The following is a 25,221-nucleotide window of genomic DNA, read 5'->3' as shown; positions in this document are numbered from 1 at the left end:
ACGGTAGGTGCCACCACTGACAATCGGCCGTGACCAGGGGATTCGCCGGGAAGCCAACGGTTGACCCTGCCGTCCCCTTACTGTTTTCTGCCTGTGACGCAGTCAACTCTTACGGGGGGTCAGCATGAACCGCATCAGCCGCTCCATCGCTTCCGCACTCGTCGCCGGCGGGCTCGCGCTCGGTCTCGGCGCCTGTTCCCAGATCACCGACGAGGCGACCAAGCAGGTCGAGAAGGAAGTGAACGAGCAGTACGAGGTCACCTACGAGGTCACGGGCAAGGGCGTCGACTCGATCGACTACCACGTCGACGGCGGCGAGCCGGCGAAGCCGAAGATCGAGACGGTGCAGAAGCCCACGCTGCCGTGGAAGAAGACCGTGAAGCTCCGGGGCATCCTGCCGCCCGGTGTCATCCCGGTGGCGGCCGACGCCACCGGGGCCGAGGTCGCCTGCAAAATCATCTATCAGGGCAAGGTCATCGAGGAGAAGTCCGGCAAGGGCCTGGCCGCCGCTGCCGGCTGCATCGCGGTCTCCCCGGTCGCCGGCTGACCCGCCAACTCCTCTGACACATCGGCCGTTTTCGCCTCTGAGCTGCGGAAACGGCCGATTGTCAGTGGCATGGTGCACGGTGGTTCCCACACCCGGTCGCACACGATCAGGAGGGGGACCCATGACTGTGCCCGCAACCGCCGAAGCTACCGAAGCAGCCCGCGACGAGGCCCTGCGGCCGCACGCCGAGGACGCGTTCGCACATGAACTCAGCGCACTCGCCGCGGCCGACGACCGGCCGCGCCCGGCCCGCTGGCGGCTGTCGCCGTGGGCCGTCGCCACCTATCTGCTCGGCGGCACGCTGCCCGACGGCACCGTGATCACACCGAAGTACGTGGGGCCGCGCCGGATCGTCGAAGTCGCCGTCACCACCCTCGCCACCGACCGCGCCCTGCTCCTGCTCGGCGTCCCCGGCACTGCCAAGACATGGGTGTCGGAGCACCTCGCCGCCGCGGTCAGCGGGGACTCGACCCTTCTGGTCCAGGGCACCGCCGGCACCCCCGAGGAAGCCATCCGGTACGGATGGAACTACGCCCAGCTGCTCGCCCACGGCCCCAGCCGTGACGCCCTCGTGCCGAGCCCCGTCATGCGGGCCATGTCGGACGGTATGACCGCCCGTGTCGAGGAGCTCACCCGTATCCCCGCCGACGTGCAGGACACGCTGATCACGATCCTGTCCGAGAAGACGCTGCCCATCCCGGAGCTCGGCCAAGAAGTTCAGGCGGTACGGGGATTCAACCTCATCGCCACCGCCAACGACCGCGACCGAGGCGTCAACGACCTGTCGAGCGCGCTGCGCCGCCGCTTCAACACGGTCGTGCTCCCGCTGCCAGCGACACCGGAAGCCGAGGTCGACATCGTCTCCCGGCGCGTCGACCAGATAGGGCGGTCGCTCGATCTGCCCGCCGCGCCCGAGGGCGTCGACGAGATCCGCCGGGTCGTCACCGTCTTCCGCGAGCTGCGCGACGGCGTCACCACCGACGGCCGCACCAAGCTCAAGTCCCCCTCCGGGACGCTCTCCACGGCCGAGGCGATCTCCGTCGTCACCAACGGCCTCGCGCTCGCGGCGCATTTCGGCGACGGTGTGCTGCGCCCCGGTGACGTGGCTGCCGGCATCCTCGGTGCGGTCGTCCGCGACCCGGCGGCCGATCGCGTCATCTGGCAGGAGTATCTGGAAACGGTGGTGCGCGAGCGGGACGGCTGGAAGGACTTCTACCGCGCCTGCCGGGAGGTGTCGGCATGACGGCACCCACGGCCCCCACGGCGCTCACCGCGCCCCTGTTGCTCGGCGTACGCCACCACGGCCCCGGCTCGGCCCGCGCCGTGCGGGCCGCGCTCGACGCCGCCAAGCCCCCGGCCGTGCTGATCGAGGGCCCGCCCGAAGGGGACGCGCTCCTCCCGCTCGCCGCCGACGAGCGGATGAGCCCGCCGGTCGCGCTGCTCGCCCACGCCGTGGACGACCCCGGGCGCGCCGCCTTCTGGCCGATGGCCGAGTTCTCCCCCGAGTGGGTCGCCCTTCGCTGGGCGCTCGACCACGGCGCCGCCGTGCGCTTCATCGACCTGCCCGCCACCCACACGCTCGCCATGGCGAAGGACCCCACCTGGGAGGACGGCGAAGGCGAGGAGGCGGACGCCGGCGAACCGGACGAGATGCGCCACGGACTGCGGATCGACCCCATCGCCGTGCTCGCCGAGACCGCCGGGTACGACGACCCGGAACGCTGGTGGGAGGACGTCATCGAGCACCGCGGCACCGGAAGCGCCCCCAACGGACCGCCGGGCGGCGACGGCCACGACCCGATCGCCGTGTTCACCGGTCTCGCCGAGGCCATGGCCGCGCTGCGCGAGACGTACGGGCACGGGGGCCCCGACCGGGACCTGATCCGCGAGGCGTACATGCGCCTCCAACTGCGCGCCGCACGCAAGGAGTACGGAGACGGCGTGGCCGTCGTCTGCGGGGCCTGGCACGTACCCGCGCTGGCCGCGAAGACCACCGCCACCGCCGACCGGAGCCTCCTCAAGGGCCTGCCCAAGGTGAAGACGGAGATCACCTGGGTGCCCTGGACCCACCGGCGGCTCGCCCGGCACAGCGGGTACGGCGCGGGCATCGACTCGCCCGGCTGGTACGGGCATCTGTTCGCCGTACCCGACCGGCCCGTCGAGCGGTGGCTGACCAAGGTCGCCGGACTCCTGCGCGACGAGGACCGGATCGTCTCCTCCGCCCATGTGATCGAGGCCGTACGGCTGGCCGGGACACTCGCCACCATGCGCGGGCGTCCGCTCGCGGGGCTGACCGAGACGATCGACGCGGTACGGGCGGTGATGTGCGAGGGCTCCGACGTGCCGCTGCGGCTCATCAGGGACCGCCTGATCATCGGCGACGTCCTCGGCGAGGTACCCGAGGACGCGCCCGCCGTGCCCCTGCAGCGCGACCTGACCCGGCTCCAGCGCACCTTGCGCCTCAAACCCGAGGCGCTGGAGCGGGACATCGACCTGGACCTGCGCAAGGAGAACGACGCCGCGCGCAGCCGCCTGCTGCACCGGCTGCGGCTGCTCGGCGTCGGCTGGGGCGAACCGGCCGCCGGGCGCGCCGGCACCGGCACCTTCCGGGAGAGCTGGCGGCTGCGCTGGGAGCCGGAACTGCACGTACGGGTCGCCGAAGCCGGTGTCTGGGGCACCACCGTGCTCGCGGCCGCCACCGCGAAGGCCGAGTCCGAGGCCGCCTCGGCGACCGCGCTCGCCGAGGTCACCGCCCTCGCCGAACGGTGCCTGCTGGCCGGGCTGTCCGACGCGCTGCCCGCGGTGATGAAGGCCCTCGCCGACCGGGCCGCCCTGGACGCGGACGTCGGCCACCTCGCCCAGGCCCTGCCCGCGCTGGCCCGCTCCCTGCGGTACGGCGACGTACGCTCCACGGACACGGCCGCGCTCGGTGAGGTCGCCACCGGGCTCGCCCTGCGGATATGCGTCGGCCTGCCGCCGGCGTGCACGGGTCTGGACGCGGACGGCGCCGCCGAGATGCGCGGCCACCTCGACGCCGTCCACACCGCGATCCGGCTGCTGCCCGACGCCGAGGACGTCACCGGCCACTGGGCCGCCGTGCTGCGCAAGCTGCCCGCGCGAGACAGCGTGCCCGGCGTCATACGCGGGCGGGCCGCCCGGCTGCTGCTGGACGACGGTCGGCTCGCGGAGGACGAGGCCGCGCGGCTGATGGGGCTCGCCCTCTCACCCGGCACGCCGCCCGCCGATGCGGCCGCCTGGATCGAGGGCTTCGTCGGCGGAGGGCCGGGCAACCCCGGCGGCGGGATGCTGCTCGTCCACGACGAGCGGCTGCTCGGGCTGGTCGACGCATGGCTCACCGGCGTGCCGGCGGAGGCGTTCACCGATGTGCTGCCGCTGCTGCGGCGCACGTTCTCGGCGTACGAACCCGGCGTGAGGCGCACGCTGGGCGAGCTCGTCCGGCGTGGTCCGGCAGCGAACGGGGGCCCGGCGCGCGCGGAGGCCGCAGTGCCGGGATTCGGGGCCGGCCTGGACGAGGCACGTGCGGACGGGGTACTGCCGCTGGTGCGGATGCTGCTGGGCATGAACCAGGACAGCGGGGACGAGGACGGTGGGGACGCGGGCGCCATGGGCCAGGGCGCCGTGAACGAGGGCGGCAGGGAAGCGGGTGGCGGAGACCCGGGCGCCATGGGTCAGGGCGGCGTGAACCAGCGCGACAGGTATGCAGGCGGCAGGGACCAGGGCGGCGGAGACGAGGGCGCCAGGGACCAGGGCGCCAGGGACCTGGGCAGCGGGGACCAGGGCGGCGGAGAGGAAGACAACGACCTTGTGGGGGCGGGACGATGAGTGAGGATGAGCGGCTGCGGCGCTGGCGCCTGGTGCTCGGCGGGGGAGCGGCCGACGGGACCGGCTGCGCGCTCGCCGGAACCGACGCCGCCATGGACGCGACCCTCGACGCGCTGTACAGCGAAAGCAGAGGCCACGGCAGGGCCGGGCGGGACCGTTCGGCGGGACTCGGCGCGTCGGCGCCGTCCGTCGCCCGCTGGCTCGGCGACATCCGCACGTACTTCCCCAGTTCCGTCGTGCAGGTCATGCAGCGCGACGCGATCGACCGGCTGGGGCTGTCGGCGCTGCTGCTGGAGCCCGAGATGCTGGAGGCGGTCGAGGCGGACGTCCACCTCGTCGGGACGCTGCTCTCGCTCAACAAGGCGATGCCCGAGACGACGAAGGAAACGGCACGGGCCGTCGTACGCAAGGTCGTCGAGGACCTGGAGAAGCGGCTCGCCACGCGCACCCGCGCCACCCTCACCGGCGCGCTGGACCGCAGCGCGCGCATCAGCCGGCCACGCCATCGGGACATCGACTGGAACCGCACCATCCGGGCGAACCTCAAGAACTACCTTCCGGAGTACCGCACGATCGTGCCCGAGCGGCTCATCGGTTACGGGCGGGCGGCGCAGTCCGTGAAGAAGGACGTGGTGCTGTGCATCGACCAGTCCGGTTCGATGGCGGCGTCCGTCGTGTACGCCTCGGTGTTCGGGGCCGTGCTGGCCTCCATGCGGTCCATCGCGACTCGGCTGGTGGTCTTCGACACGGCCGTTGTCGACCTCACCGACCAACTGGACGACCCCGTCGACGTCCTCTTCGGCACCCAGCTCGGCGGCGGGACGGACATCAACAGGGCGCTGGCCTACTGCCAGTCGCAGATCACGCGCCCGGCCGACACCGTCGTCGTACTCATCAGCGACCTCTACGAGGGCGGGATACGCGACGAGATGCTGAAGCGGGTGGCCGCGATGAAAGCGTCGGGCGTGCAGTTCGTGGCGCTGCTCGCGCTGTCCGACGAGGGAGCGCCGGCGTACGACCGCCAACACGCGGCCGCACTGGCCGCGTTGGGCGCGCCGGCGTTCGCCTGCACCCCGGAGTTGTTCCCCGAGGTGATGGCGGCGGCGATCGAGAAGAGGCCACTGCCCATACCGGACATGGCGACTCATCAGTAACACAGGACTTGCGCGACCCGGGGATGCTCGTGCGAGCATCGGCGCGACGTACGCGGAAGGCGATGTTCCGCGAAGGGGGAGGAATCCGGACACCGTGACTGCCGCAGCAGCTGTGACGCCTGTTGCCGCCCTGCGCGAGGTGCGCGGGGCGGCGGCGCGGCGTGCGCTGGCGGTCACGCTGTTCCTCGGGGGCCTGTTGACCCTCGGGATCCTCTGCGCCGACCGTGCCCACGCCACGGACCGGACGTCCACGACGCCCGCCGCCGCAGGCACGGCGGTCGAGCACGCCGGCACGGTGGAGCGGGCCGGCGGGCAGCTCCCGGGCGCCCCCGGCACGGAGATGCTGGGCACGGGCTCGCCCGGTGGCGGGGCCGTGCCGGAAGCGGCCGGCGAGGTCGCCGAGCCGGTGATCCAGGCCGTGGCCCAGTCCGCCAAGGGCACCCCCGTCAAGGACGCCCCCGTCAAGGGCGCCGTACCTGACATCGCCGGGGTGCTTCCGGCGCCCTCCGAGCCACCCAGGGCCCCCACGGCCCCCGTGGTCCCCGCCGTACCGGGCGCCGCGCTTCCGCCGGCACCGCAGGCCCTGCCGCCTGCCACGCCCGCCGTGCCCGGGGCCCCGGGCGGCGCACAGCAGGACGCGGCCCAGCAGGTGTCCGCCCGGCACGACGCCGCCCACGCCCGTACGCAGCCCGCGCAGCCCGCCCCTCCGTACGCGACGATGGCGCAGGACGGGTACCGGTACGGGCACGCCGACGCCGCCCGCGCCTTCCAGCCCGGCGCCTCCCAGCCCCGCGCCGCGGCCCTCGACACGGCCCGCGACGCGTTCCGCGACGCACCCTTCGCGCCCGCCCCGTGCGGCGGCGGCGCCGTCCGGCAGTCCGCCGGCGACGGCGGAGCACCGCGCCCGGGCGACCAGCACGCCGTGGCGTCGCAGGCCGACCCGTACGGCGGACGGATACGCGGCGCCGCGCTGCCCACCACCGCCGCGCCCACCCACGACCGGCCCCACGCGATCCTCGAATTCCCCGGCTAGGGCAGACCTCCCCCCGCTCAAGACCTGCCGCGCGGGGGCGGGACAGGTCTGCCCGCCGTCTGAAGAACCGAATTCGAAGGAAACCGACGCACGCATGAACAAGAACATCCGCCGTTCCATAGCCGTCGCCGCCACCGCCACCGGCATGTGGGCCATCGGCACCGCCGCGGCCAGCGCGGCCGAGGTGTCCGTCTCGGTGCCGCTCTCCACGCCGGACAAGGCCGTCTCGGCCGCCGACGCGGTCGCCGACGACATCACGGCCGACGTCACGGCCGACGCCACGGTCACGACGCAGGACGCCCTCCAGCCGCTGCTCCAGGGCGCAACGGCCGAGTCCCAGCAGGTCCAGCAGGACGTCTCGGCCGACGCCGGCACCGCCACCGCGTACGCCCAGGACGCGACCGCGGCGGCGCAGGGCATCGGCGCCGAGGCCGAGGGCGAGATCGACTACCTCTTCGGCCCCCTCGCCGCGTTCGCGCACGAGGTCCACAGCGACCCGGCCGCCACCGCCACCCCCGTCGCGGACGCCGCCGCCCAGGACGCGCTGCCGCCCATCGCGTACCGCGCCGTGCAGTCCGCCCTGCCGGTCGCCGGCCAGGCGGCCGGTGACGCGGGCGTCCTCGCCGACGACCTGGTCTCCGAGGTGCCCGCGTTCGCCGGGGCCGTCGTCTCCGAGGCGTACCCCTTCGCCGACGGTGTGACCTCCGAGGTCCAGCCGTTCGCGAACGGTGTCACCGGCTCCGCGCAGCCGCTGGTGCAGGCCATCGCCGACCAGGTTCAGCCGGTCGCGCAGGGCGTGAGCGGCGCCGCCACCGGCCTGGCGTACGGCGTGGCCGACGAGGCGGCCCCGTTCGCCTACGGCGTGACCGGCGAGGTCCAGCCCTTCGCCACCGGCCTGGTGGGGGGTGTCACCGCCGACGTCCAGCCGCTCGCCGGCAACGCCGTCTCCGGCCTCCAGGGCACGGTCTCCGCGGTCACCCCGGACTACCTCCCCTACGGGATCTGAGGCGTTCGATCCGTACTCCGTACGGAAACCGGCGTGCGTCGTCTGATCCCCAGGGAAACCGACGCCTGGTCCGGTGCGGAGCCGGCGTCTGATCCGTACGGAACCGGCGTCTGATCCGGTACGGAACCGGCGTCTGATCCGGTACGAAATCCGTAGCAACGGGCGGTCTCACAGACAGTGGGGCCGCCCGTTTGAGGTCTGTGCCTGTGACAGGTATCACCGCTCCGGTGTGATCTGCGATTTAGGGACCCAGGTCTCACGGGGATAATCTGCGAGACGGACATGCCGCGTCCACGGACACCGTGTACGCCTCCCTTGTGACAGCGGTCACGTTGCCCTCCGCGGCACGCCCACGCAGACAACGGAACCGCGATCACCAGAAAAGGGACGGACGCGCGTGGACCTGTTCGAGTACCAGGCGAGGGACCTCTTCGCCAAGCACGGTGTACCGGTGCTGGCCGGTGAAGTCATCGACACGCCTGAGGCGGCGCGCGAGGCGACCGAGCGACTGGGCGGCCGTTCGGTCGTCAAGGCGCAGGTCAAGGTCGGCGGCCGAGGCAAGGCCGGCGGCGTCAAGCTGGCCTCCGACCCGCAGGACGCGGTCGAGAAGGCCGGTCAGATCCTCGGCATGGACATCAAGGGCCACACGGTCCACAAGGTGATGATCGCCGAGACGGCCCCCGAGATCGCCGAGGAGTACTACGTCTCGTACCTCCTCGACCGCACCAACCGCACCTTCCTCGCCATGGCCTCCGTCGAGGGCGGCATGGACATCGAGGAGGTCGCGGCCACCAAGCCCGAGGCCCTGGCGAAGATTCCGGTCGACGCCAACGAGGGTGTCACCGAGGCCAAGGCCCGCGAGATCGTCGAGGCGGCGAAGTTCCCGGCCGAGGTCAAGGACCAGGTCGCCGAGATCCTCGTGACCCTGTGGAAGACCTTCGTCGCCGAGGACGCGCTCCTGGTCGAGGTCAACCCGCTGGCCAAGGTCGCCGACGGCCGGGTCATCGCCCTCGACGGCAAGGTGTCCCTGGACGCCAACGCCGACTTCCGCCACCCCGAGCACGCCGAGCTCGAGGACAAGGCCGCAGCCAACCCGCTCGAGGCTGCCGCCAAGGCCAAGGGCCTCAACTACGTCAAGCTCGACGGCGAGGTCGGCATCATCGGCAACGGCGCGGGTCTGGTCATGTCGACCCTCGACGTCGTCGCGTACGCCGGTGAGGCGCACGGCGGCGTGAAGCCCGCCAACTTCCTCGACATCGGCGGTGGCGCCTCCGCCGAGGTCATGGCGAACGGCCTGGAGATCATCCTCGGGGACCCGGACGTCAAGTCGGTCTTCGTCAACGTCTTCGGCGGCATCACCGCCTGCGACGAGGTCGCCAACGGCATCGTCCAGGCGCTTGACCTGCTGCACTCGCGTGGCGAGGACGTCACCAAGCCGCTGGTCGTGCGCCTCGACGGCAACAACGCGGAGCTGGGTCGCAAGATCCTGTCGGACGCCAACCACCCGCTCGTGCAGCGCGTGGACACCATGGACGGCGCGGCCGACAAGGCCGCCGAGCTCGCGGCTGCGAAGTAAGGGACGAGGTCAGAAACACCATGGCTATCTTCCTGACCAAGGAATCCAAGGTCATCGTCCAGGGCATGACCGGTGCCACGGGCATGAAGCACACCAAGCTCATGCTGGGTGATGGCACCAACATCGTCGGTGGCGTGAACCCGCGCAAGGCGGGCACGACCGTCGACTTCGACGGCACGTCCGTCCCCGTCTTCGGCTCCGTCGAGGAAGCGATGGAGAAGACCGGCGCCGACGTCTCCGTCCTCTTCGTGCCGCCGGCCTTCGCCAAGTCCGCCGTGGTCGAGGCCATCGACGCCGAGATCCCGCTGGCCGTCGTCATCACCGAGGGCATCGCGGTCCACGACTCCGCCGCCTTCTACGCGTACGCGGTCAAGAAGGGCAACAAGACCCGGATCATCGGCCCGAACTGCCCCGGCCTGATCACGCCGGGCCAGTCCAACGCCGGCATCATCCCGGGCGACATCACCAAGCCCGGCAAGATCGGTCTGGTGTCCAAGTCCGGCACGCTGACCTACCAGATGATGTACGAGCTGCGTGACATCGGCTTCTCGTCGGCCGTCGGCATCGGTGGCGACCCGGTCATCGGTACGACCCACATCGACGCGCTCGCGGCCTTCGAGGCCGACCCCGAGACCGAGCTGATCGTGATGATCGGTGAAATCGGTGGCGACGCGGAGGAGCGGGCGGCCGACTTCATCAAGGCCAACGTCACCAAGCCGGTCGTCGGCTACGTCGCGGGCTTCACCGCCCCCGAGGGCAAGACGATGGGCCACGCCGGTGCGATCGTGTCCGGTTCGTCCGGCACCGCGCAGGCGAAGAAGGAGGCCCTGGAGGCCGCGGGCGTCAAGGTCGGCAAGACCCCGACCGAGACGGCCAAGCTGGCACGCGCCATCCTCGCCGGCTGAGCCACCGCCTCACCTGCCGCGCACCGCGCGGCCTGCCGCACGGCTGATGGGCCCGCTTCCGGATGTACGTCGTCCGGGAGCGGGCCCATCCGTGTTTCGCCGTTTCGCCTTCTCGCCTTCTCTCTTTCTCGCCTTTTCGCTGTTTCGCTGTTTCTCCGTCATTCGGCTTCGGCGCGCACCTGGCCTGTCAGTGGGGCTCGGGGACCAGGCGGGCGGGCCCGGTGACCGGCTCGGTGGCCAGCCTGGCGCGCAGCGCCGCGTCCGCGGGGGTCAGCCGCTGCGGGCCGCTGAGCTGCGGGACGCCGCCCACCGCCGCGCCGGGCGCCACCGGCGGCCGGTACGAGGTCGGCGCGGTGGCCAGCGTGAACGCCGTCGCCGCCACGATGACCGCCGTCAGGCCGATGGCCCCCCGGGTCCAGTACCTGACCCGGCGCTCACTGCCCGTGCGTACGGTGCTGGGCGGGGCCAGCAACAGTGCCGGGCCCTTGTCGAGCAGCGACGCCAGCCGTGTCTGCAGGACCGTGGGGTCGGCGAGCTCCGGGATGCGTTCGGCGAGCACCGCGCGGGCGCGCAGTACGCGGCTGCCGGCCGCCGGAGTGCTCGCCTCCGTCTCAGCGGCCGTCTCCGGCAGGTCCAGGCCGAGCCCGTCGTAGAGCAGGAGCGTGCGGCGGTACGCGGGCGGCAGGTCCAGCAGCGCGCCGTGCAGCGCCCGGGCGGCGCGGTCGGCCGTGGGGCCGTCGGGATGCCGGTGGGAGCGGCGCAGCCGGTGCCAGGGCGACAGCGCGTACTCGTGCGCCGCCACGCGCACCCACCCGGCCGGGTCCCGGTCGACGGCGACCTGCGGCCAGCGCTCCCACGCCAGGTGGAAGGCGTACTCCACGGCCTCGCGGGACAGCCCGCGCCGCCCGGTGAGCACATAGGCCTGCCGTACGAGGGCCGGGGCGGCGTGCGCGTACAGCAGGTCGAACGCCTCGGCGGGAGTGGCCGGAGCGGCGGGCGGGTCCGGCTTGTCCCGCGCCTTCTCCCGCGGTTGCGGCCGCGGAGGTGGCTCCGTGGGCTTATGGGCCGTTTCCGTGCCCGGAGCGGCGCTCAGGAGCTTCACGTACGCCTCCCGCTTGCGCCCGCGCGGACTCGTGCGCCCCGTCTCCCAGGAGCGCACCGTCGCGCGCGTCACCCCGACGAGTCGGGCGAGCTGTTCCTCCGTCAACGACCGCGCCTCGCGCAGTCGGCGCCGCTCCTTGGGGGTGGGCAGCGGTGGCCGGGGCGCGGAACGGCTGCCGCTCGTGGTGGCGGTCATGGCCGGCCCCCGGCAGCACTGCACTCGACGAAAAAGTACATAAACGTATATTGCGCGCCACACCGGCCATTCTCGTGTTACGGGGATCAAGCGCGTGTCGTTGGCAGCATGGCGCCGTGACGCAAGTGACCGACCACCCTCCGGCCCCGGTGCAGGGCGGCCGGGCCGCCGCGCTGGCCGGGTCCTGCGTACGGGGCGCGCTCGCGGCGGGGCTCGGGCTCGCCGCGCTCACCGTCCTGGTGATGGTGATGTGGATCAGCTCCCCGTACCCCGACAGCGGTCCCGGCGGGGCGCTGCACGTCGCCGCCGGGCTGTGGCTGCTCGCCCACGGGGCGGAGCTGACGCGCCCCGCGACGCTCTCCGGGACGCCCGCGCCCGTCGGCGTCGTCCCGCTGCTGCTCGTCACGCTGCCGGCGTGGCTGGTGTACCGGACCGCGCGCGACGCCGCCGAGCCGGGCGAGGACCGGCCCAGCCCGTCGGCGCGCGGCGCGGTCGGCGCCGTCACGGGCGGCTACCTGCTCGTCGCGGCCGCCGCCGTGGGGTACGCGGTCGGCGGGCCGCTGCCGACCGACCCGCTCGGCGCGGCGCTCCACCTGCCGCCGCTCGTCGCGCTCGCCGCGGCCGCCGGGGTGTGGACGGCGCACGGCCGGCCGCGGGGGCCGCTGCCGACGTGGCTGCCGGAACGGCTGCGGGTGGCGCTCGCGCGCTCCCGGGTCGCCGTCGCGGTACGCGCCGGGGGCGCCGGAGTCGCGGTGCTGGTGGGCGGGGGAGCGCTGCTGGTGCTGGTGTCGCTGGTGTGGCACGCGGGGGCGGCCCGGGAGGCGCTGCTGGGCCTGTCGGGCGTGTGGTCGGGGCGGATCGCGCTGTTGCTGCTGACCGTCGCGCTGCTGCCGAACGCGGCGGTGTGGGGCGCGTCGTACGGGCTCGGCCCCGGTTTCGCGGTCGGTACGGGGGTGACGGCGACCCCGCTCGCGGTAGCCGGGACCGCCGGGCTGCCCCCCTTCCCGCTGCTGGCCGCGGTGCCGGCGGACGGGCGCGGGGGCTGGCTGACCTGGACGGCCGCGGCGGTGCCGGTCGCGGCGGGGGTGACGGTCGCGTGGTTCACCGGCCGGGTGAGGAGTGCGGGCCTACGGGACACCGCGCTGGCCGCACTGATGGCGGCGGTGCTGTGCGGGGCGGCGATGGCGGCGCTGGCCGCGGCCGCGGGCGGGCCGCTGGGGTCGGGGCGCCTGGCGGCGTTCGGCCCCGTGTGGTGGCGCACCGGCGGCGCCGCGCTGGCGTGGACGGCGGCGCTCGGCCTGCCGGGCGCGCTGGCGGTACGGGCGTGGCGGTCGCGGGGCGGGGCGGGCGGGGCGGCCCTCCCGAAACCGCCCGAGCCCGCGCCGGCTCCGGTCTCGGCACCGCCTCGCGAGCGGCCCGCACGCGAGGACGACCCCGGCGACCCGTCCTTCGAACCGTACGACTTCCTCCCCGCCGCCTGGGAGGACCCGGCGGCCCGCGAAGCCCGCTGGACGGCCCTCAAGGAAGCCTCAGGCGGCCTCATGGCCCCCCTGGGCCGGGTGGCCCCAGCGGTCCCGCCGGCCCCAACCGCCCCGCTTGCCCCATCAGCCCCATTGGTCCCGCATGCCCCTGAGGCTCCGCTGGCCCCGGAGGTCCCGCAAGCCCCGGCGGTCCCCCTTGCCCCGGCGGCGGCCCCGGCCGCCCCCCTCGCTCCTGCCGCCCCGGCGACCGAGCCTCGCGAGCAGCCGGCGAACCCGGGCATCCCGGAAGCCCCCGCAGACCCGCCCGCCGTAGCCGACGAGGCCCCGCCCGCCGGGGAGCCTCCGCTCCAGCGCCCCCAACACGTCGCTACCGCCGCCCCGCAGAGCCCCGCACCCCGGGAGCCCGGCCCGGAAGCCCCTGCCCCTGAGACCCCCGGTGTACCTGGCGGCCCCCGAGGCGCCGCGGACCCGCAGGGCCCCGAAACCCCGGAGAACCCCGCGGCCAAGGAGCGCTAGCGGCCCCGGCATCCCGCCCGGACGGTTACTCCTGGACGCCGAAGACGTCCCGCAGGGGTTCGGGGAGCAGTTCGTTGCATGACAGTTGGCCCGTCTTGGTCAGGGCGTCGTCCACGCACGTGTAGTAGTCCCGGTACACGAGCTGGATCGTGAACGTCGCCGCCACGATCGTCAGCGCGAGGGCCGCCGTGACCAGGCCGCTCACCGCGGCGGTCGTCTGCGGGCGGCCCGAGCCCGGGGGCGGGCCGGGCGGGGGTGTGGTGCCGTCCAGGGCGGGCCGAGCGGCCGGGCGGGGCTTGGCGCGCAGGGAGCTGACGCCCCAGTACAGCGCCAGGGCGCCCAGCAGCAGGGCGATCTCCGGGAAGTCGAAGATCGCGAAGAAGAACGCCCACATGCCGGAGAGCAGCGCGTAGCGCGCGCGGCGCTGGGACGGGTCCGTGGGGTCCCACCGCAGGCCGGGCCCCTCCTGGCCGCCCTGACCGCCGCCGCCCTGCTGGTCGGCGTTCGGGCGGCTGCCGAAGCCGCCGGAGGAACGCCCCGGCTGCCGCGGGCTCCACTGGCTGCCCCAGGCCGGGCGGTCGCGGTCACCGTCACGGTCGCCATCGGGCGACTCCGAGGAGCCCGACCCTGAGCCCGATCCTGACGAGTCGTCGCCGTTCGCGGGCCGGCGCGGCTGCCAGGGCTGGTCGGGCCTGCCCTCGGGCGGCGGGGCGAACGGATTGTTGTCGTCCCTGGAGTCCGTGGACTGGCGTTCCCGCGGCAGGAGGTGGATGGCCGTGCGGCGGCGTCGGTCCGGCATGTGGTGAACGTCTTCCCCTCAGACCCGGTACATAAAGGGGTCTTGTGTCGTCGTGTCCGTCCGTTCGGGGACGGCCCTGTCCCCAGACGCTACCCCCCGGCTCCGCCCCCGTCCCGCGGGGGCGGCTCGGTGTGCCGGTATCGTTGCTGACGGTCGGCCCCTTCGTAGAGTTCCCCGTATCGGAGGGCGTGATTCGTTCGTACGACCACACAAAGATCACCGCTTCACGAAGCCGCAATGCGAAAAGAGTCCCCCTGTGGCTGACGCTGCCGCCCGCCTCGTCGTCCTGGTCTCCGGTTCGGGGACGAACCTCCAGGCCCTCCTCGACGCCATCGCCGCCGATCCGGACGGATACGGGGCCGAGATCGTCGCGGTCGGCGCCGACCGCGACGACATCGCCGGCCTGGAGCGTGCCGAGCGTGCCGGGCTGCCGACCTTCGTGTGCAAGGTCAAGGACTACGCCACCCGCGGCGAGTGGGACCACGCGCTCACCGAGGCGACCGCCGCGTACGCACCGGACCTCGTCGTCTCGGCCGGCTTCATGAAGATCGTCGGGAAGGAATTCCTGGCGCGTTTCGGCGGGCGGATCGTCAACACCCACCCCGCCCTGCTGCCCAGTTTTCCCGGTGCCCATGGAGTGCGGGACGCGCTCGCGTACGGCGTGAAGGTCACCGGATGCACCGTCCACTTCGTCGACGACGGCGTCGACACCGGCCCGATCATCGCCCAGGGCGTGGTCGAGGTACGGGACGAGGACGACGAAGCCGCTCTCCACGAGCGCATCAAGGAAGTCGAGCGCACGCTGCTCGTCGAGGTCGTGGGGCGTCTGGCCCGGCACGGCTACCGCATTGAGGGACGAAAGGTTCATGTCGGTGAATAAGCCCATCCGTCGCGCGTTGATCAGTGTCTACGACAAGACGGGGCTGGAGGAGCTCGCCCGCGGGCTGCACGAGAACGGCGTCGAGCTGGTCTCCACCGGCTCCACCGCGGCGAGGATCGCCGCCGCCGGTGTCCCGGTCACCAAGGTCGAGGAGCTGACCGGCTTCCCCGAGTGCCTGGACGGCCGCGTCAAGACCCTGCACTCGCGCGTGCACGCCGGGATCCTCGCCGACCTGCGCCTGGACGCACACCGCGAGCAGCTCGCCGAGCTGGGTGTCGAGCCGTTCGAGTTGGTCGTCGTGAACCTGTACCCGTTCCGCGAGACGGTCGCCTCGGGCGCCGCCCCCGACGAGTGCGTCGAGCAGATCGACATCGGCGGCCCCTCCATGGTCCGCGCCGCCGCCAAGAACCACCCCTCCGTCGCGGTCGTCACCTCGCCCGCGCGGTACGCGGACGTGCTCAAGGCCGTCACGTCCGGCGGCTTCGACCTGGCCGCCCGCAAGCGCCTGGCCGCCGAGGCGTTCCAGCACACCGCCGCGTACGACGTCGCCGTCGCGTCCTGGTTCGCCGACGACTACGCCGCCGCCGACGACAGCGGCTTCCCCGACTTCCTCGGTGCCACGTACACCCGCGAGAACGTGCTGCGCTACGGCGAGAACCCGCACCAGGGCGCCGCGCTCTACGTGGACGGCACCGGGGGCCTCGCCGAGGCCGAGCAACTGCACGGCAAGGAGATGTCGTACAACAACTACACGGACACCGACGCCGCGCGCCGGGCCGCGTACGACCACACCGAGCCGTGCGTCGCGATCATCAAGCACGCGAACCCGTGCGGCATCGCGATCGGCGCCGACGTCGCCGAGGCGCACCGCAAGGCGCACGCCTGCGACCCGCTCTCGGCCTTCGGCGGCGTGATCGCCGTCAACCGCCCGGTGTCGGTGGCGATGGCCGAGCAGGTCGCCGAGATCTTCACCGAGGTCATCGTCGCGCCGGACTACGAGGACGGGGCCGTTGAGGTCCTCGCCCGTAAGAAGAACATCCGCGTGCTGCGCGCCGAGGGCGCGCCCGCCAACCCCGTCGAGGTCAAGCCGATCGACGGCGGCGCGCTGCTCCAGGTGACCGACCGCCTCCAGGCAGAAGGCGACGACCCCGCCAACTGGACGCTGGCCACCGGCGAGGCCCTGCCGGAGGCCGAACTCGCCGAACTGGCCTTCGCGTGGCGGGCCTGCCGCGCGGTCAAGTCCAACGCGATCCTGCTCGCCAAGGACGGCGCGAGCGTCGGCGTGGGCATGGGCCAGGTCAACCGCGTCGACTCCGCCAAGCTCGCGGTCGAGCGCGCGGGCGAGGAGCGTGCCCGTGGCTCGTACGCCGCGTCCGACGCGTTCTTCCCGTTCCCCGACGGCCTGGAGATCCTCACCGAGGCCGGCGTCAAGGCCGTGGTCCAGCCGGGCGGTTCGGTCCGCGACGAGCAGGTCGTCGAGGCGGCGCGCAAGGCGGGCGTGACGATGTACTTCACCGGTACGCGCCACTTCTTCCACTGACCGCGAGGTACGCGGAGGCGTGAGGCAACGGCGAAGGCCGTAACACACCGCTCCCAAGCGGGTGTTACGGCCTTCGCCGTGCGTGCGTGTCGGGCCGGGCGGGCGGCCGGGCGGGCGGTGTCAGCCCTTGTTGACCTTGATGACGACGGTGCTGCACACCTTGTCGGCGAAGGTCTGCTTCTTGGCGTCCCACAGCGGCCACAGCCAGCCGAGGTAGCAGGCGAAGCTGTCCAGCATGTGCGCCAGCTTGCGGACGAATGCCATGCCGAAGCCCAGCGTGCGGCCGTCGGCCTCCTTGTGCAGGCTGATCCCGAGGACCTTCTTACCGATCGACTGACCGGTCTTGCCCTCCTTGTAGATCTGGAACAAGCCCATGCCGAGGCCGTACAGCATGCCGACGAAGCTGAGGACACCGCTGGGCTCACCCGAGCCGCTCATGGCGGCGTCGATGCCCACCAGCGCGTACATCGGACCGAGGATGATCAGCATGTCGAGCAGGTAGCCGCCGACGCGCTGGCCCCAGTGGGCCAGCGGCGGCATGCCGCCGCCCATGCCGGGCATGCCCGGCATCCCGGGCTGCTGCGGGTAGGCGCCGTAGGGCTGAGGCGGCTGAGGCGGCTGGGGGTAGCCGTAGCCCTGCTGCGGCGGCACACCCTGGGGCGCCTGCTGCGGGTAGCCGTAGCCCGGCTGACCCTGCTGACCCGGCTGGGGCTGGCCGTAGCCCGGCTGGCCCTGCGGGGGCTGCTGGCCGTAACCGGGCTGGCCCTGCGGGGGCTGCTGGCCATAGGGGTTGTTCGGGTCGCCAAAACTCATGGCGGGTTTCCTCCGTTGGTAGTGCGGGGACGGCGCGGCCCGCGCGGAGGAACTCTCACAAATATTGAAGCGGTTCTGCCCCCCGGCACTGCCCGCGGCACTGCGCGGCTCATCGTGGTCGTATCGTCTTGTTTTTGTCCAGTCGGAATCGTCAGGTGTTGTGCAAGTGCAACCCGCTGTTCCTCCGGCGGGGACCGAATTGGAACAGGGGCGGGGTCATCCGCGAGTATGGGCACATGACCGCCCAGATTCTCGATGGCAAGGCCACCGCCGCAGCGATCAAGTCCGAACTGACCGCCCGCGTGGCGGACCTCAAGGCCAAGGGCATCACCCCCGGCCTCGGCACTGTGCTGGTCGGTGACGACCCGGGCAGCCAGAAGTACGTCGCGGGCAAGCACCGCGACTGCGCCGAGGTCGGCATCGCCTCCATCCAGCGCGAACTGCCCGCCACCGCCACGCAGGAGGAGATCGAGGCGGTCGTGCGCGAGCTCAACGAGGACCCCGCCTGCACGGGTTACATCGTGCAGCTGCCGCTCCCCAAGGGCATCGACGAGAACCGCATCCTCGAACTCATGGACCCGGCCAAGGACGCCGACGGTCTGCACCCGATGAACCTCGGCCGCCTGGTGCTCAATGAGCCCGCCCCGCTGCCCTGCACGCCGAACGGCATCATCACGCTGCTGCGCGCGCACGGCGTCGAGATCAACGGCGCGGAGGTCGTGGTCGTCGGCCGCGGTACGACGATCGGGCGCCCGATGCCGCTGCTGCTCACCCGCAAGTCCGAGAACGCGACCGTCACGCAGTGCCACACGGGTACGCGCGACCTCGCCTCGCACCTGCGGCGGGCGGACATCATCGTGGCGGCGGCGGGCGTGCCGCACCTGATCAAGCCCGAGGACGTCAAGCCCGGCGCGGCGGTGCTGGACGTCGGCGTCAGCCGCGACGAGAGCGGCAAGATCGTGGGCGACGTACACCCCGGCGTCAACGAGGTGGCCGGCTGGCGCGCCCCCAACCCGGGCGGCGTCGGTCCGATGACCCGCGCGCAGCTGCTGGTCAACGTCGTCGAGGCGGCCGAGCGCGCCGCGAACGCCACCGCGAGCTGAGCCGGACCGGAGAGGGCGACCCCATGGGCGTACGGGCGAACGACGATCCCGCCGGCACCGGTGCCGCGGCGGCGGAAGCTGCGGGTGCCCCCGCGGGGGGCGCGGGCGGCGCCGCGTCGCGCGGCGACGGTTCCGAGGGCCCCGGCCCCCTGAAGGCCGGGGCTCCGGCGGCCGGGCGGCCCGCCGACGCCGACGCGGAGGCGGGAGACGGCCCCACCGGGGCCCCTGCCGCCGCCGACGCCGATGACCCCGCGACGGCCCCTTCCCCGGCCGGTGACCGTCCTGCCGGTCACCCTCCTGCCGAGGGCCGTGCCACGGCCGCCGGCCGCCCCGCCGGCGGTGACGTGCCGCCGGCCGGCCGTCCCGCCACGGGCCGTGCCACCGGCGCTGACCGTCCCGCCACTGACCGTTCCGCCACTGACCGTCCCGCGGCCGCCGATCGTGCCGGCGGCGACCGCCCCCGCTCACCTGAGGCGGCGCGGCCCGAGGCGCGCCGGGGTGGGGGGTCGCGGCGGCCGCCGACCGTGACGCGGGGCACCGCGCGGCCCGAGGGCGGTGGGCGGGCCGCTCCTGGGGACGCGCCGGCGCCCGCGCGGCAGTGGCCGTTGCTCACCGTGCTCGGGATGGCCGCGCTCGGCCTGCTGGTCGTCGGGTTCGACCCGTTCCCGCAGGCGCCGCGCATCGGGGCCCTGCTCATCGGGGCCGCCCTGCTCACCGGTGCCGGGCTGCGGCGCGCGCTGCCGTCCGTGGGCATGCTCGCCGTACGGTCGCGCTTCACCGACATGGCCGCGTACGGCGTGCTGGGCGGGACCATCGTGCTGCTCGCCCTGATGACCCAGCCGAAGCCGTGGCTGGAGATCCCGTTCCTGGAGGAAGCCGTCCGCTTCGCGGTGCGCTGACCTTCTCGGTGCCGACCTTCTCGGGCGCTGACCCTCTCGGTGCGCTGACAGGCGGGTCGACGCAGGTGGGTCGACGGCCGTAGGTCCCGGCGTACCGACCCCACCGTGAGTACCTTGATGCCGAGAGAGGTCGTCGTCGCGCGAGAGGGACGTACCGCCACATGGCCAAGATCAAGGTAGCCAACCCCGTCGTCGAGCTCGACGGCGACGAGATGGCCCGCATCATCTGGCACGTCATCAAGGACAAGCTGATCCTGCCGTACCTCGATGTCGATCTGAGGTACTTCGACCTCGGCATCGAGCACCGCGACGCCACCCGCGACCAGGTCACCGTCGACGCCGCCCACGCCATCAAGCAGTACGGCGTCGGAGTCAAGTGCGCCACGATCACCCCGGACGAGGCGCGTGTCGCGGAGTTCGGCCTCAGGGCGATGTACCGCTCGCCCAACGCCACCGTCCGCGACATCATCCGTGGCGTGATCTTCCGCGAGCCGATCATCATGAGCAACGTGCCCCGGCTCGTCCCCGGCTGGACCAAGCCGATCGTCGTCGGCCGTCACGCCTTCGGCGACCAGTACCGCGCCACCGACCTCAAGGTCCCCGGCCCGGGCACGCTCACCATGACGTTCACCCCGAAGGACGGCTCCGAGCCGGTCGAGCTGGAGGTCCACGAGTTCCCGGACTCCGGTGTCGCGCTGGCCATGTACAACGAGGACGAGTCGATCCGCGACTTCGCGCGTGCCTCGTTCCGCTACGGCCTGGACCGTGGCTACCCGGTCTACATGTCCACGAAGAACACGGTCCTGAAGAAGTACGACGGGCGCTTCAAGGACCTCTTCCAGGAGGTCTTCGACGCCGAGTTCAAGGCCGCGTTCGACCGGGCGGGCCTGACCTACGAGCACCGTCTCATCGACGACATGGTCGCCTCGGCACTGAAGTGGGAGGGCGGTTACGTCTGGGCGTGCAAGAACTACGACGGTGACGTCCAGTCGGATCTGGTGGCCCAGGGGTTCGGCTCCCTCGGGCTGATGACCTCGGTGCTGATGTCCCCCGACGGCCGGACCGTCGAGGCCGAGGCGGCGCACGGCACGGTCACCCGCCACTACCGCCGCCACCAGCAGGGCAAGGCCACCTCGACCAATCCGATCGCCTCCGTCTTCGCCTGGACCCGTGGCCTCGCGCACCGCGGCAGGCTGGACGGCACCCCCGAGGTGACCCGGTTCGCGCAGACCCTGGAGCAGGTCTGTGTCGAGACCGTCGAGGGCGGTCAGATGACCAAGGACCTGGCGCAGCTGATCTCCCGGGACCACCCGTGGCTGACCACGGAGCAGTTCCTGGAGGCCGTCGACACCAATGTGCAGAAGAAAATGGTCTCCGCCTGAGCCGTGCCGTCTCCCGCTCCCGTCTCCTGTCTCCGGTCACCGCTCCCGTCTCCTGTCTCCCGTCACCGGTCGCGGCGCCCGTCCTCTCCCCCGAGCAGGACGGGCGCCGTGGCCTGCGTAAAGCGTCACGCGGGCGCCAAGCTGGATCAAGACGTGTCCGGGCCCTGTGGCACGGAGGTGACCATTCCGCCATGGTGTGATCGGCCCGCGACGAGCGCGAGACACTCACCCACCCGTGAGCCCGGCTCAGGGCCTGCGCCACGCCGGAGAAACGGCACCGTGGGCCGCACCGGGAGGCAGTGAGCCGCGACACAAGGGGGCGGCGGTTGAGGGGGGTCCGGGTCGGATAGCCTGACCGCTGGATATCTCTTCACGTCGAGACACCGATCGATCAGTAAGGATGTCCAGCACCAGGGGCAGGGACCCCCACCGCCAGCTGTCTTACGGAGATCGCCATGACCCGCACTCCCGTGAATGTCACCGTCACCGGCGCGGCCGGCCAGATCGGTTACGCGCTCCTCTTCCGCATCGCCTCCGGCCACCTGCTCGGCGCGGACGTGCCGGTCAAGCTCCGCCTCCTGGAGATCCCGCAGGGCCTCAAGGCCGCCGAGGGCACCGCCATGGAGCTCGACGACTGCGCCTTCCCGCTGCTGCGCGGCATCGAGATCACCGACGACCCGAACGTCGCGTTCGACGGCGCCAACGTGGCCCTCCTCGTGGGTGCCCGCCCGCGTACGAAGGGCATGGAGCGCGGCGACCTGCTGGAGGCCAACGGCGGCATCTTCAAGCCGCAGGGCAAGGCCATCAACGACAACGCCGCGGACGACATCAAGGTCCTCGTCGTCGGCAACCCGGCCAACACCAACGCGCTCATCGCGCAGGCCGCCGCGCCGGACGTACCGGCCGAGCGCTTCACCGCGATGACCCGCCTGGACCACAACCGGGCCATCTCGCAGCTGGCGAAGAAGACCGGCGCTGCGGTCACCGACATCAAGAAGCTGACGATCTGGGGCAACCACTCGGCCACCCAGTACCCCGACATCTTCCACGCGGAGATCGCCGGCAAGAACGCCGCCGAGGTCGTGAGCGACCAGCAGTGGCTGGCGGACACCTTCATCCCGACCGTCGCCAAGCGCGGTGCGGCGATCATCGAGGCCCGTGGCGCCTCCTCCGCCGCCTCCGCCGCGAACGCCGCCCTCGACCACGTCTTCACCTGGGTCAACGGCACCGCCGACGGCGACTGGACCTCCATGGGCATCCCGTCGGACGGCTCCTACGGCGTCCCGGAGGGCCTGATCTCCTCCTTCCCGGTGACCTGCAAGGACGGCAAGTACGAGATCGTCCAGGGCCTGAACATCAACGAGTTCTCGCGTGCGCGCATCGACGCCTCGGTCGCCGAGCTCGTCGAGGAGCGCGACGCGGTGCGCGGCCTGGGCCTGATCTGATCCGGTGATCCGGCCTGATCTCACCCGGCTGACCTGACCCGGCTGACCTGACCTGGCTGACCCGATCGCCAGAACCGCTCAGCGCCCCCGGTAGCTCTCCCGCTGCCGGGGGCGCGGTGTCTCCACGACGGGTGCCCCGCCCACGTACGGCCGCCGCAGCCGCAGGAACGGCAGTTCGATGGCGTGGTACGTCAGGAACGACAGGCCCACCGTCACCGGCAGAGCCACCAGCAGCGTGACCAGGAACGCGCCCCACACCGGCGGCAGCCCGCGCGGAAGCCACCCGTACCCGTACTCGCAGATCACCGTCAGCACCATGAAGTGCGTCAGGTACACCGAGAAGCTGACCTCGCCCAGGCGGGCGGCCGCCCGAGAGAGCGCCCCGCCGGGCCCCCGGTTCGCCACGTACGCCGCCACCACCAGCGCCCAGACGGCCCCCTCCGCACTGCTCCAGGCCAGCTTCAGCGGGCTGTCGGAGACGAACCCGTGGACCTGGTTGAACGACCACAGCAGTCCCACCGCCAGGGTGAGGGCGGCGGGAGGCAGCCAGCGGTTCCGCAGACGGCCCCGGTGGTGCAGGTACAGCCAGGCGGCGAGCATCCCCAGCAGGAACTGGTCGATGCGCCCGGCCAGGCCCAGGTACAGCGCGGCCGTGTGCGGCTCGGGCGCCGGGCTGCTCAGCCACACCAGCGCCCGCAGCAGCGAGACCGCCGCCAGCAGCCGCAGCAGGGCGCCGGGCCCGCGCTCGGTGAGGAGCCGGTTGAGCAGCGGGAAGACCAGGTAGAACTGCATCTCCACGCACAGGGTCCAGAAGACGCCCCCGTACGGCTGGGCGGGCGCGGCGAACGTCAGGATCCGCAGCAGGTCCTGGAACGTGGGTATGGCGATGTGCGTGGCCATGCCCAGGACGGCGATGACCAGGTAGAGCGGGTAGACGCGCAGCAGCCGGTTGGTCAGGAAGCGGCCGTAGCGGACGGGCTTTCCGTGCGCGCCCACGGTGAAGATAAAGCCGGACAGGACCATGAACAGGGCGACGCCCGTGTGCCCTTCGAAGACGAGGGTGGCGGCGGGGTTGGTGGAGTACAGCCAGTCGGTCACCGGCCTGAAGTCCCGGCCCTCGATGCGCGCGCCGAGGAGCTGGCACCCGTGGTAGAGCACGACCAGTACGGCGGCGGCGGCGCGCAGATGGTCGACGGGGGCGAGATAGACGCGGTCGCTGCTGCGCATGCCCGAACCCTAGGCGCGCCACCGGGCCGGGAGAGGGCGACGAGCCCAAGCGGTCATCCATACAGATCATTGCGCTTGTCCTATTGATTGCGTTGATCGCGTGTGTCGGAAACACGGGCGGGACGGCGTCGCGGACGGCGGCGTCCGCCGGGCGGGGACGCGCCCGCCTACCCGGCACGGAGTGAGCAAACCCACTTTCGCGCATGCTTTCCGCCACCCCGGGCAGGGTCCCCGGTCGCCAGCCACCGCTGGTGTGGACCGAACCGGGAATGGAAGGCAAACGCGATCGTGTCGGAACAACACACCATCCACGTGGGCGGAGCGTGGCGGGCCGCCGCCTCCGGCGCCACACGTGACATCCTCGACCCCGCCGACGCCACGACCCTCGCGGTCGTCGCCGAGGGCGGGGCCGAGGACACCGACGCCGCGATCGCCGCCGCACGCACCGCGTTCGACGAGGGCCCGTGGCCGCGTACCCCCGTCGCCGAACGGGCCGCGCTGCTGCGCCGCGTCGCCGACCTGCTCCAGCGCGACCGCGAGGAGATCGGTCTGCTGGAGAGCCGCGACGCCGGGAAGACCCTGGAGGAAGGGCGCGTCGACGTCGACTGCGTCACCGACGCCTTCCGCTACTTCGCCGACCTCGTGATGAACGAGAGCGGCGGCCGGGTCGTCGACGCCGGGTCACCGGACATCCACAGCGTGGTCGTGCACGAGCCCGTCGGGGTCTGCGCCCTCATCACGCCCTGGAACTACCCCCTCCTCCAGGCCAGCTGGAAGATCGCCCCGGCGCTGGCCGCGGGCAACACCTTTGTGATCAAGCCCAGCGAGATCACCCCGCTCACCACCGTCGCCCTCATGAGGCTCCTGGCCGAGGCCGGGCTCCCGGCCGGGGCCGGCAACCTCGTCACCGGCGCCGGCGACCCCGTGGGCGCCCGCATGTCCGAGCACCCGGACGTCGACCTCGTGTCGTTCACGGGCGGACTCCTCAGCGGTACGAAGGTGATGCGCGCCGCCGCCGACACCGTCAAGAAGGTCGCCCTCGAACTGGGCGGCAAGAACCCCAACGTGGTCTTCGCCGACGCCTGCGCCACCGACGAGGGCTTCGACACCGCCGTCGACCAGGCCCTCAACGCGGCGTTCATCCACAGCGGCCAGGTCTGCTCGGCCGGCTCCCGCCTCATCATCGAGGAGTCGCTGCGCGAGCGCTTCGTCGCCGAACTCGCCCGCCGCGCCGAGAAGATCCGTATCGGCCGGGGCACCGACAAGGGCGTCGAATGCGGCCCGCTCGTCTCCGCGCAGCAGCTCGCCCGCACCGAGGAGTACGTCTCCTCCGCCCTCGCCGAGGGCGCCGTCCTGCGCGCGGGCGGCGAACGGCCCGACGGCCCCGGCTACTTCTACCGCCCCACCGTCCTCGACCGCTGCCACCGGGGCATGCGGGTGGTGCGCGAAGAGGTCTTCGGCCCGGTCCTCACCGTCGAGACCTTCCGTACGGAGGACGAGGCCGTCGCCCTCGCCAACGACACCGAGTACGGGCTCGCCGGCGGCGTCTGGTCCGCCGACGCCGGCCGCGCCCGGCGCGTCGCCGGACGGCTGCGGCACGGCACGGTCTGGATCAACGACTTCCACCCCTACCTGCCGCAGGCGGAGTGGGGCGGCTTCGGCAAGAGCGGCATCGGCCGCGAACTCGGCCCGGCCGGGCTCGCCGAGTACCGCGAGACCAAGCACGTGTACCAGAACCTCGCCCCGCGCCCCGTGCGCTGGTTCGCGGGCTGACG

At 72.6% G+C, this 25,221-nt stretch carries 20 protein-coding genes; 16 read left to right on the top strand and 4 right to left on the bottom strand.

The window, feature by feature from the left end:
* The first annotated feature begins 124 nt into the window (after nucleotides 1-124).
* The 8 genes from QWM81_RS22185 (at nucleotide 125) to sucD (ending at nucleotide 10,064) form a co-directional block, all read left to right on the top strand.
* Nucleotides 125-547: an MmpS family transport accessory protein gene (locus tag QWM81_RS22185; protein WP_290114005.1), complete on the top strand. Its 423-nt coding sequence runs from the start codon at nucleotides 125-127 to the stop codon at nucleotides 545-547.
* A gap of 121 nt (nucleotides 548-668) precedes the next feature.
* Nucleotides 669-1,790: an ATP-binding protein gene (locus QWM81_RS22180; protein ID WP_290114004.1), complete on the top strand. Its 1,122-nt coding sequence runs from the start codon at nucleotides 669-671 to the stop codon at nucleotides 1,788-1,790.
* The gene (locus tag QWM81_RS22175; protein WP_290114003.1) at nucleotides 1,787-4,390 is read left to right on the top strand and encodes a DUF5682 family protein; all 2,604 of its coding nucleotides are present in this window, start codon (nucleotides 1,787-1,789) and stop codon (nucleotides 4,388-4,390) included. Before QWM81_RS22180 ends, QWM81_RS22175 begins: the two co-directional genes overlap by 4 nt.
* Nucleotides 4,387-5,544 (top strand): VWA domain-containing protein, encoded by a 1,158-nt coding sequence (locus QWM81_RS22170; RefSeq protein WP_290114002.1) that lies wholly within the window; start codon nucleotides 4,387-4,389, stop codon nucleotides 5,542-5,544. The genes QWM81_RS22175 and QWM81_RS22170 overlap by 4 nt, the downstream gene beginning before the upstream one ends.
* Before the next feature lie 94 nt (nucleotides 5,545-5,638).
* Nucleotides 5,639-6,577 (top strand): hypothetical protein, encoded by a 939-nt coding sequence (locus QWM81_RS22165; RefSeq protein WP_290114001.1) that lies wholly within the window; start codon nucleotides 5,639-5,641, stop codon nucleotides 6,575-6,577.
* Between the two features lie 94 nt (nucleotides 6,578-6,671).
* Nucleotides 6,672-7,583 carry a hypothetical protein gene (locus QWM81_RS22160; RefSeq protein WP_290114000.1) on the top strand — a complete coding sequence of 304 codons (912 nt, stop codon included), beginning with the start codon at nucleotides 6,672-6,674 and terminating at the stop codon, nucleotides 7,581-7,583.
* A 397-nt stretch (nucleotides 7,584-7,980) separates the two neighbouring features.
* Nucleotides 7,981-9,159 carry an ADP-forming succinate--CoA ligase subunit beta gene (sucC, locus tag QWM81_RS22155; RefSeq protein WP_290113999.1) on the top strand — a complete coding sequence of 393 codons (1,179 nt, stop codon included), beginning with the start codon at nucleotides 7,981-7,983 and terminating at the stop codon, nucleotides 9,157-9,159.
* Between the two features lie 20 nt (nucleotides 9,160-9,179).
* Complete coding sequence (sucD, locus tag QWM81_RS22150; protein WP_290113997.1) at nucleotides 9,180-10,064, top strand: succinate--CoA ligase subunit alpha; 885 nt, start codon at nucleotides 9,180-9,182, stop codon at nucleotides 10,062-10,064.
* 187 nt (nucleotides 10,065-10,251) lie between these two features.
* On the opposite strand, the gene QWM81_RS22145 is transcribed toward sucD, so the two are convergent.
* The gene (locus QWM81_RS22145; protein ID WP_290113996.1) at nucleotides 10,252-11,361 is read right to left on the bottom strand and encodes a helix-turn-helix domain-containing protein; all 1,110 of its coding nucleotides are present in this window, start codon (nucleotides 11,359-11,361) and stop codon (nucleotides 10,252-10,254) included.
* Between the two features lie 116 nt (nucleotides 11,362-11,477).
* On the opposite strand from QWM81_RS22145, the gene QWM81_RS22140 reads away from it, so the two are divergent.
* Nucleotides 11,478-13,358: a cell division protein PerM gene (locus QWM81_RS22140; RefSeq protein ID WP_290113995.1), complete on the top strand. Its 1,881-nt coding sequence runs from the start codon at nucleotides 11,478-11,480 to the stop codon at nucleotides 13,356-13,358.
* Nucleotides 13,359-13,383: 25 nt separating this feature from the next.
* Here the strand turns inward: QWM81_RS22140 and QWM81_RS22135 are convergent, their stop codons facing one another.
* Nucleotides 13,384-14,157 (bottom strand): hypothetical protein, encoded by a 774-nt coding sequence (locus QWM81_RS22135; RefSeq protein WP_290113994.1) that lies wholly within the window; start codon nucleotides 14,155-14,157, stop codon nucleotides 13,384-13,386.
* 256 nt (nucleotides 14,158-14,413) lie between these two features.
* Between QWM81_RS22135 and purN the strand changes: the two genes are divergently transcribed.
* Nucleotides 14,414-15,037 carry a phosphoribosylglycinamide formyltransferase gene (gene purN / locus QWM81_RS22130; RefSeq protein WP_290113993.1) on the top strand — a complete coding sequence of 208 codons (624 nt, stop codon included), beginning with the start codon at nucleotides 14,414-14,416 and terminating at the stop codon, nucleotides 15,035-15,037.
* Nucleotides 15,024-16,577: a bifunctional phosphoribosylaminoimidazolecarboxamide formyltransferase/IMP cyclohydrolase gene (purH, locus tag QWM81_RS22125; protein ID WP_290113992.1), complete on the top strand. Its 1,554-nt coding sequence runs from the start codon at nucleotides 15,024-15,026 to the stop codon at nucleotides 16,575-16,577. Before purN ends, purH begins: the two co-directional genes overlap by 14 nt.
* A 120-nt stretch (nucleotides 16,578-16,697) precedes the next feature.
* Here purH and QWM81_RS22120 read toward each other — a convergent pair whose 3' ends face one another.
* Complete coding sequence (locus QWM81_RS22120) at nucleotides 16,698-17,390, bottom strand: RDD family protein (RefSeq protein ID WP_290113991.1); 693 nt, start codon at nucleotides 17,388-17,390, stop codon at nucleotides 16,698-16,700.
* Between the two features lie 236 nt (nucleotides 17,391-17,626).
* Here QWM81_RS22120 and QWM81_RS22115 point away from each other — a divergent pair, with 236 nt between their 5' ends.
* The 4 genes from QWM81_RS22115 (at nucleotide 17,627) to QWM81_RS22100 (ending at nucleotide 22,219) form a co-directional block, all read left to right on the top strand.
* Complete coding sequence (locus QWM81_RS22115) at nucleotides 17,627-18,493, top strand: bifunctional methylenetetrahydrofolate dehydrogenase/methenyltetrahydrofolate cyclohydrolase (RefSeq protein WP_290113990.1); 867 nt, start codon at nucleotides 17,627-17,629, stop codon at nucleotides 18,491-18,493.
* A gap of 23 nt (nucleotides 18,494-18,516) precedes the next feature.
* Nucleotides 18,517-19,392 carry a DUF3017 domain-containing protein gene (locus tag QWM81_RS22110; RefSeq protein WP_435372421.1) on the top strand — a complete coding sequence of 292 codons (876 nt, stop codon included), beginning with the start codon at nucleotides 18,517-18,519 and terminating at the stop codon, nucleotides 19,390-19,392.
* A gap of 161 nt (nucleotides 19,393-19,553) precedes the next feature.
* Nucleotides 19,554-20,774 carry an NADP-dependent isocitrate dehydrogenase gene (locus QWM81_RS22105; RefSeq protein ID WP_290113989.1) on the top strand — a complete coding sequence of 407 codons (1,221 nt, stop codon included), beginning with the start codon at nucleotides 19,554-19,556 and terminating at the stop codon, nucleotides 20,772-20,774.
* Between the two features lie 455 nt (nucleotides 20,775-21,229).
* Entirely contained in the window at nucleotides 21,230-22,219 is a 990-nt protein-coding gene (locus QWM81_RS22100; RefSeq protein ID WP_290113988.1) for a malate dehydrogenase, read from the top strand.
* Between the two features lie 78 nt (nucleotides 22,220-22,297).
* Here QWM81_RS22100 and QWM81_RS22095 read toward each other — a convergent pair whose 3' ends face one another.
* Nucleotides 22,298-23,446 carry an acyltransferase family protein gene (locus QWM81_RS22095; RefSeq protein WP_290113987.1) on the bottom strand — a complete coding sequence of 383 codons (1,149 nt, stop codon included), beginning with the start codon at nucleotides 23,444-23,446 and terminating at the stop codon, nucleotides 22,298-22,300.
* Between the two features lie 288 nt (nucleotides 23,447-23,734).
* Between QWM81_RS22095 and QWM81_RS22090 the strand changes: the two genes are divergently transcribed.
* Nucleotides 23,735-25,219, top strand: a complete 1,485-nt coding sequence (locus QWM81_RS22090) for an aldehyde dehydrogenase family protein (protein WP_435372420.1) — start codon at nucleotides 23,735-23,737, stop codon at nucleotides 25,217-25,219.
* Nucleotides 25,220-25,221 lie beyond the last annotated feature (2 nt).

Source organism: Streptomyces ficellus, assembly GCF_030406405.1.
In the GTDB taxonomy this organism is placed as follows: Bacteria; Actinomycetota; Actinomycetes; order Streptomycetales; family Streptomycetaceae; genus Streptomyces; species Streptomyces ficellus_B.
The sequence above is the reverse complement of the archived record's forward strand: the minus strand, read 5'-3'. Positions and strand labels throughout refer to the sequence as shown.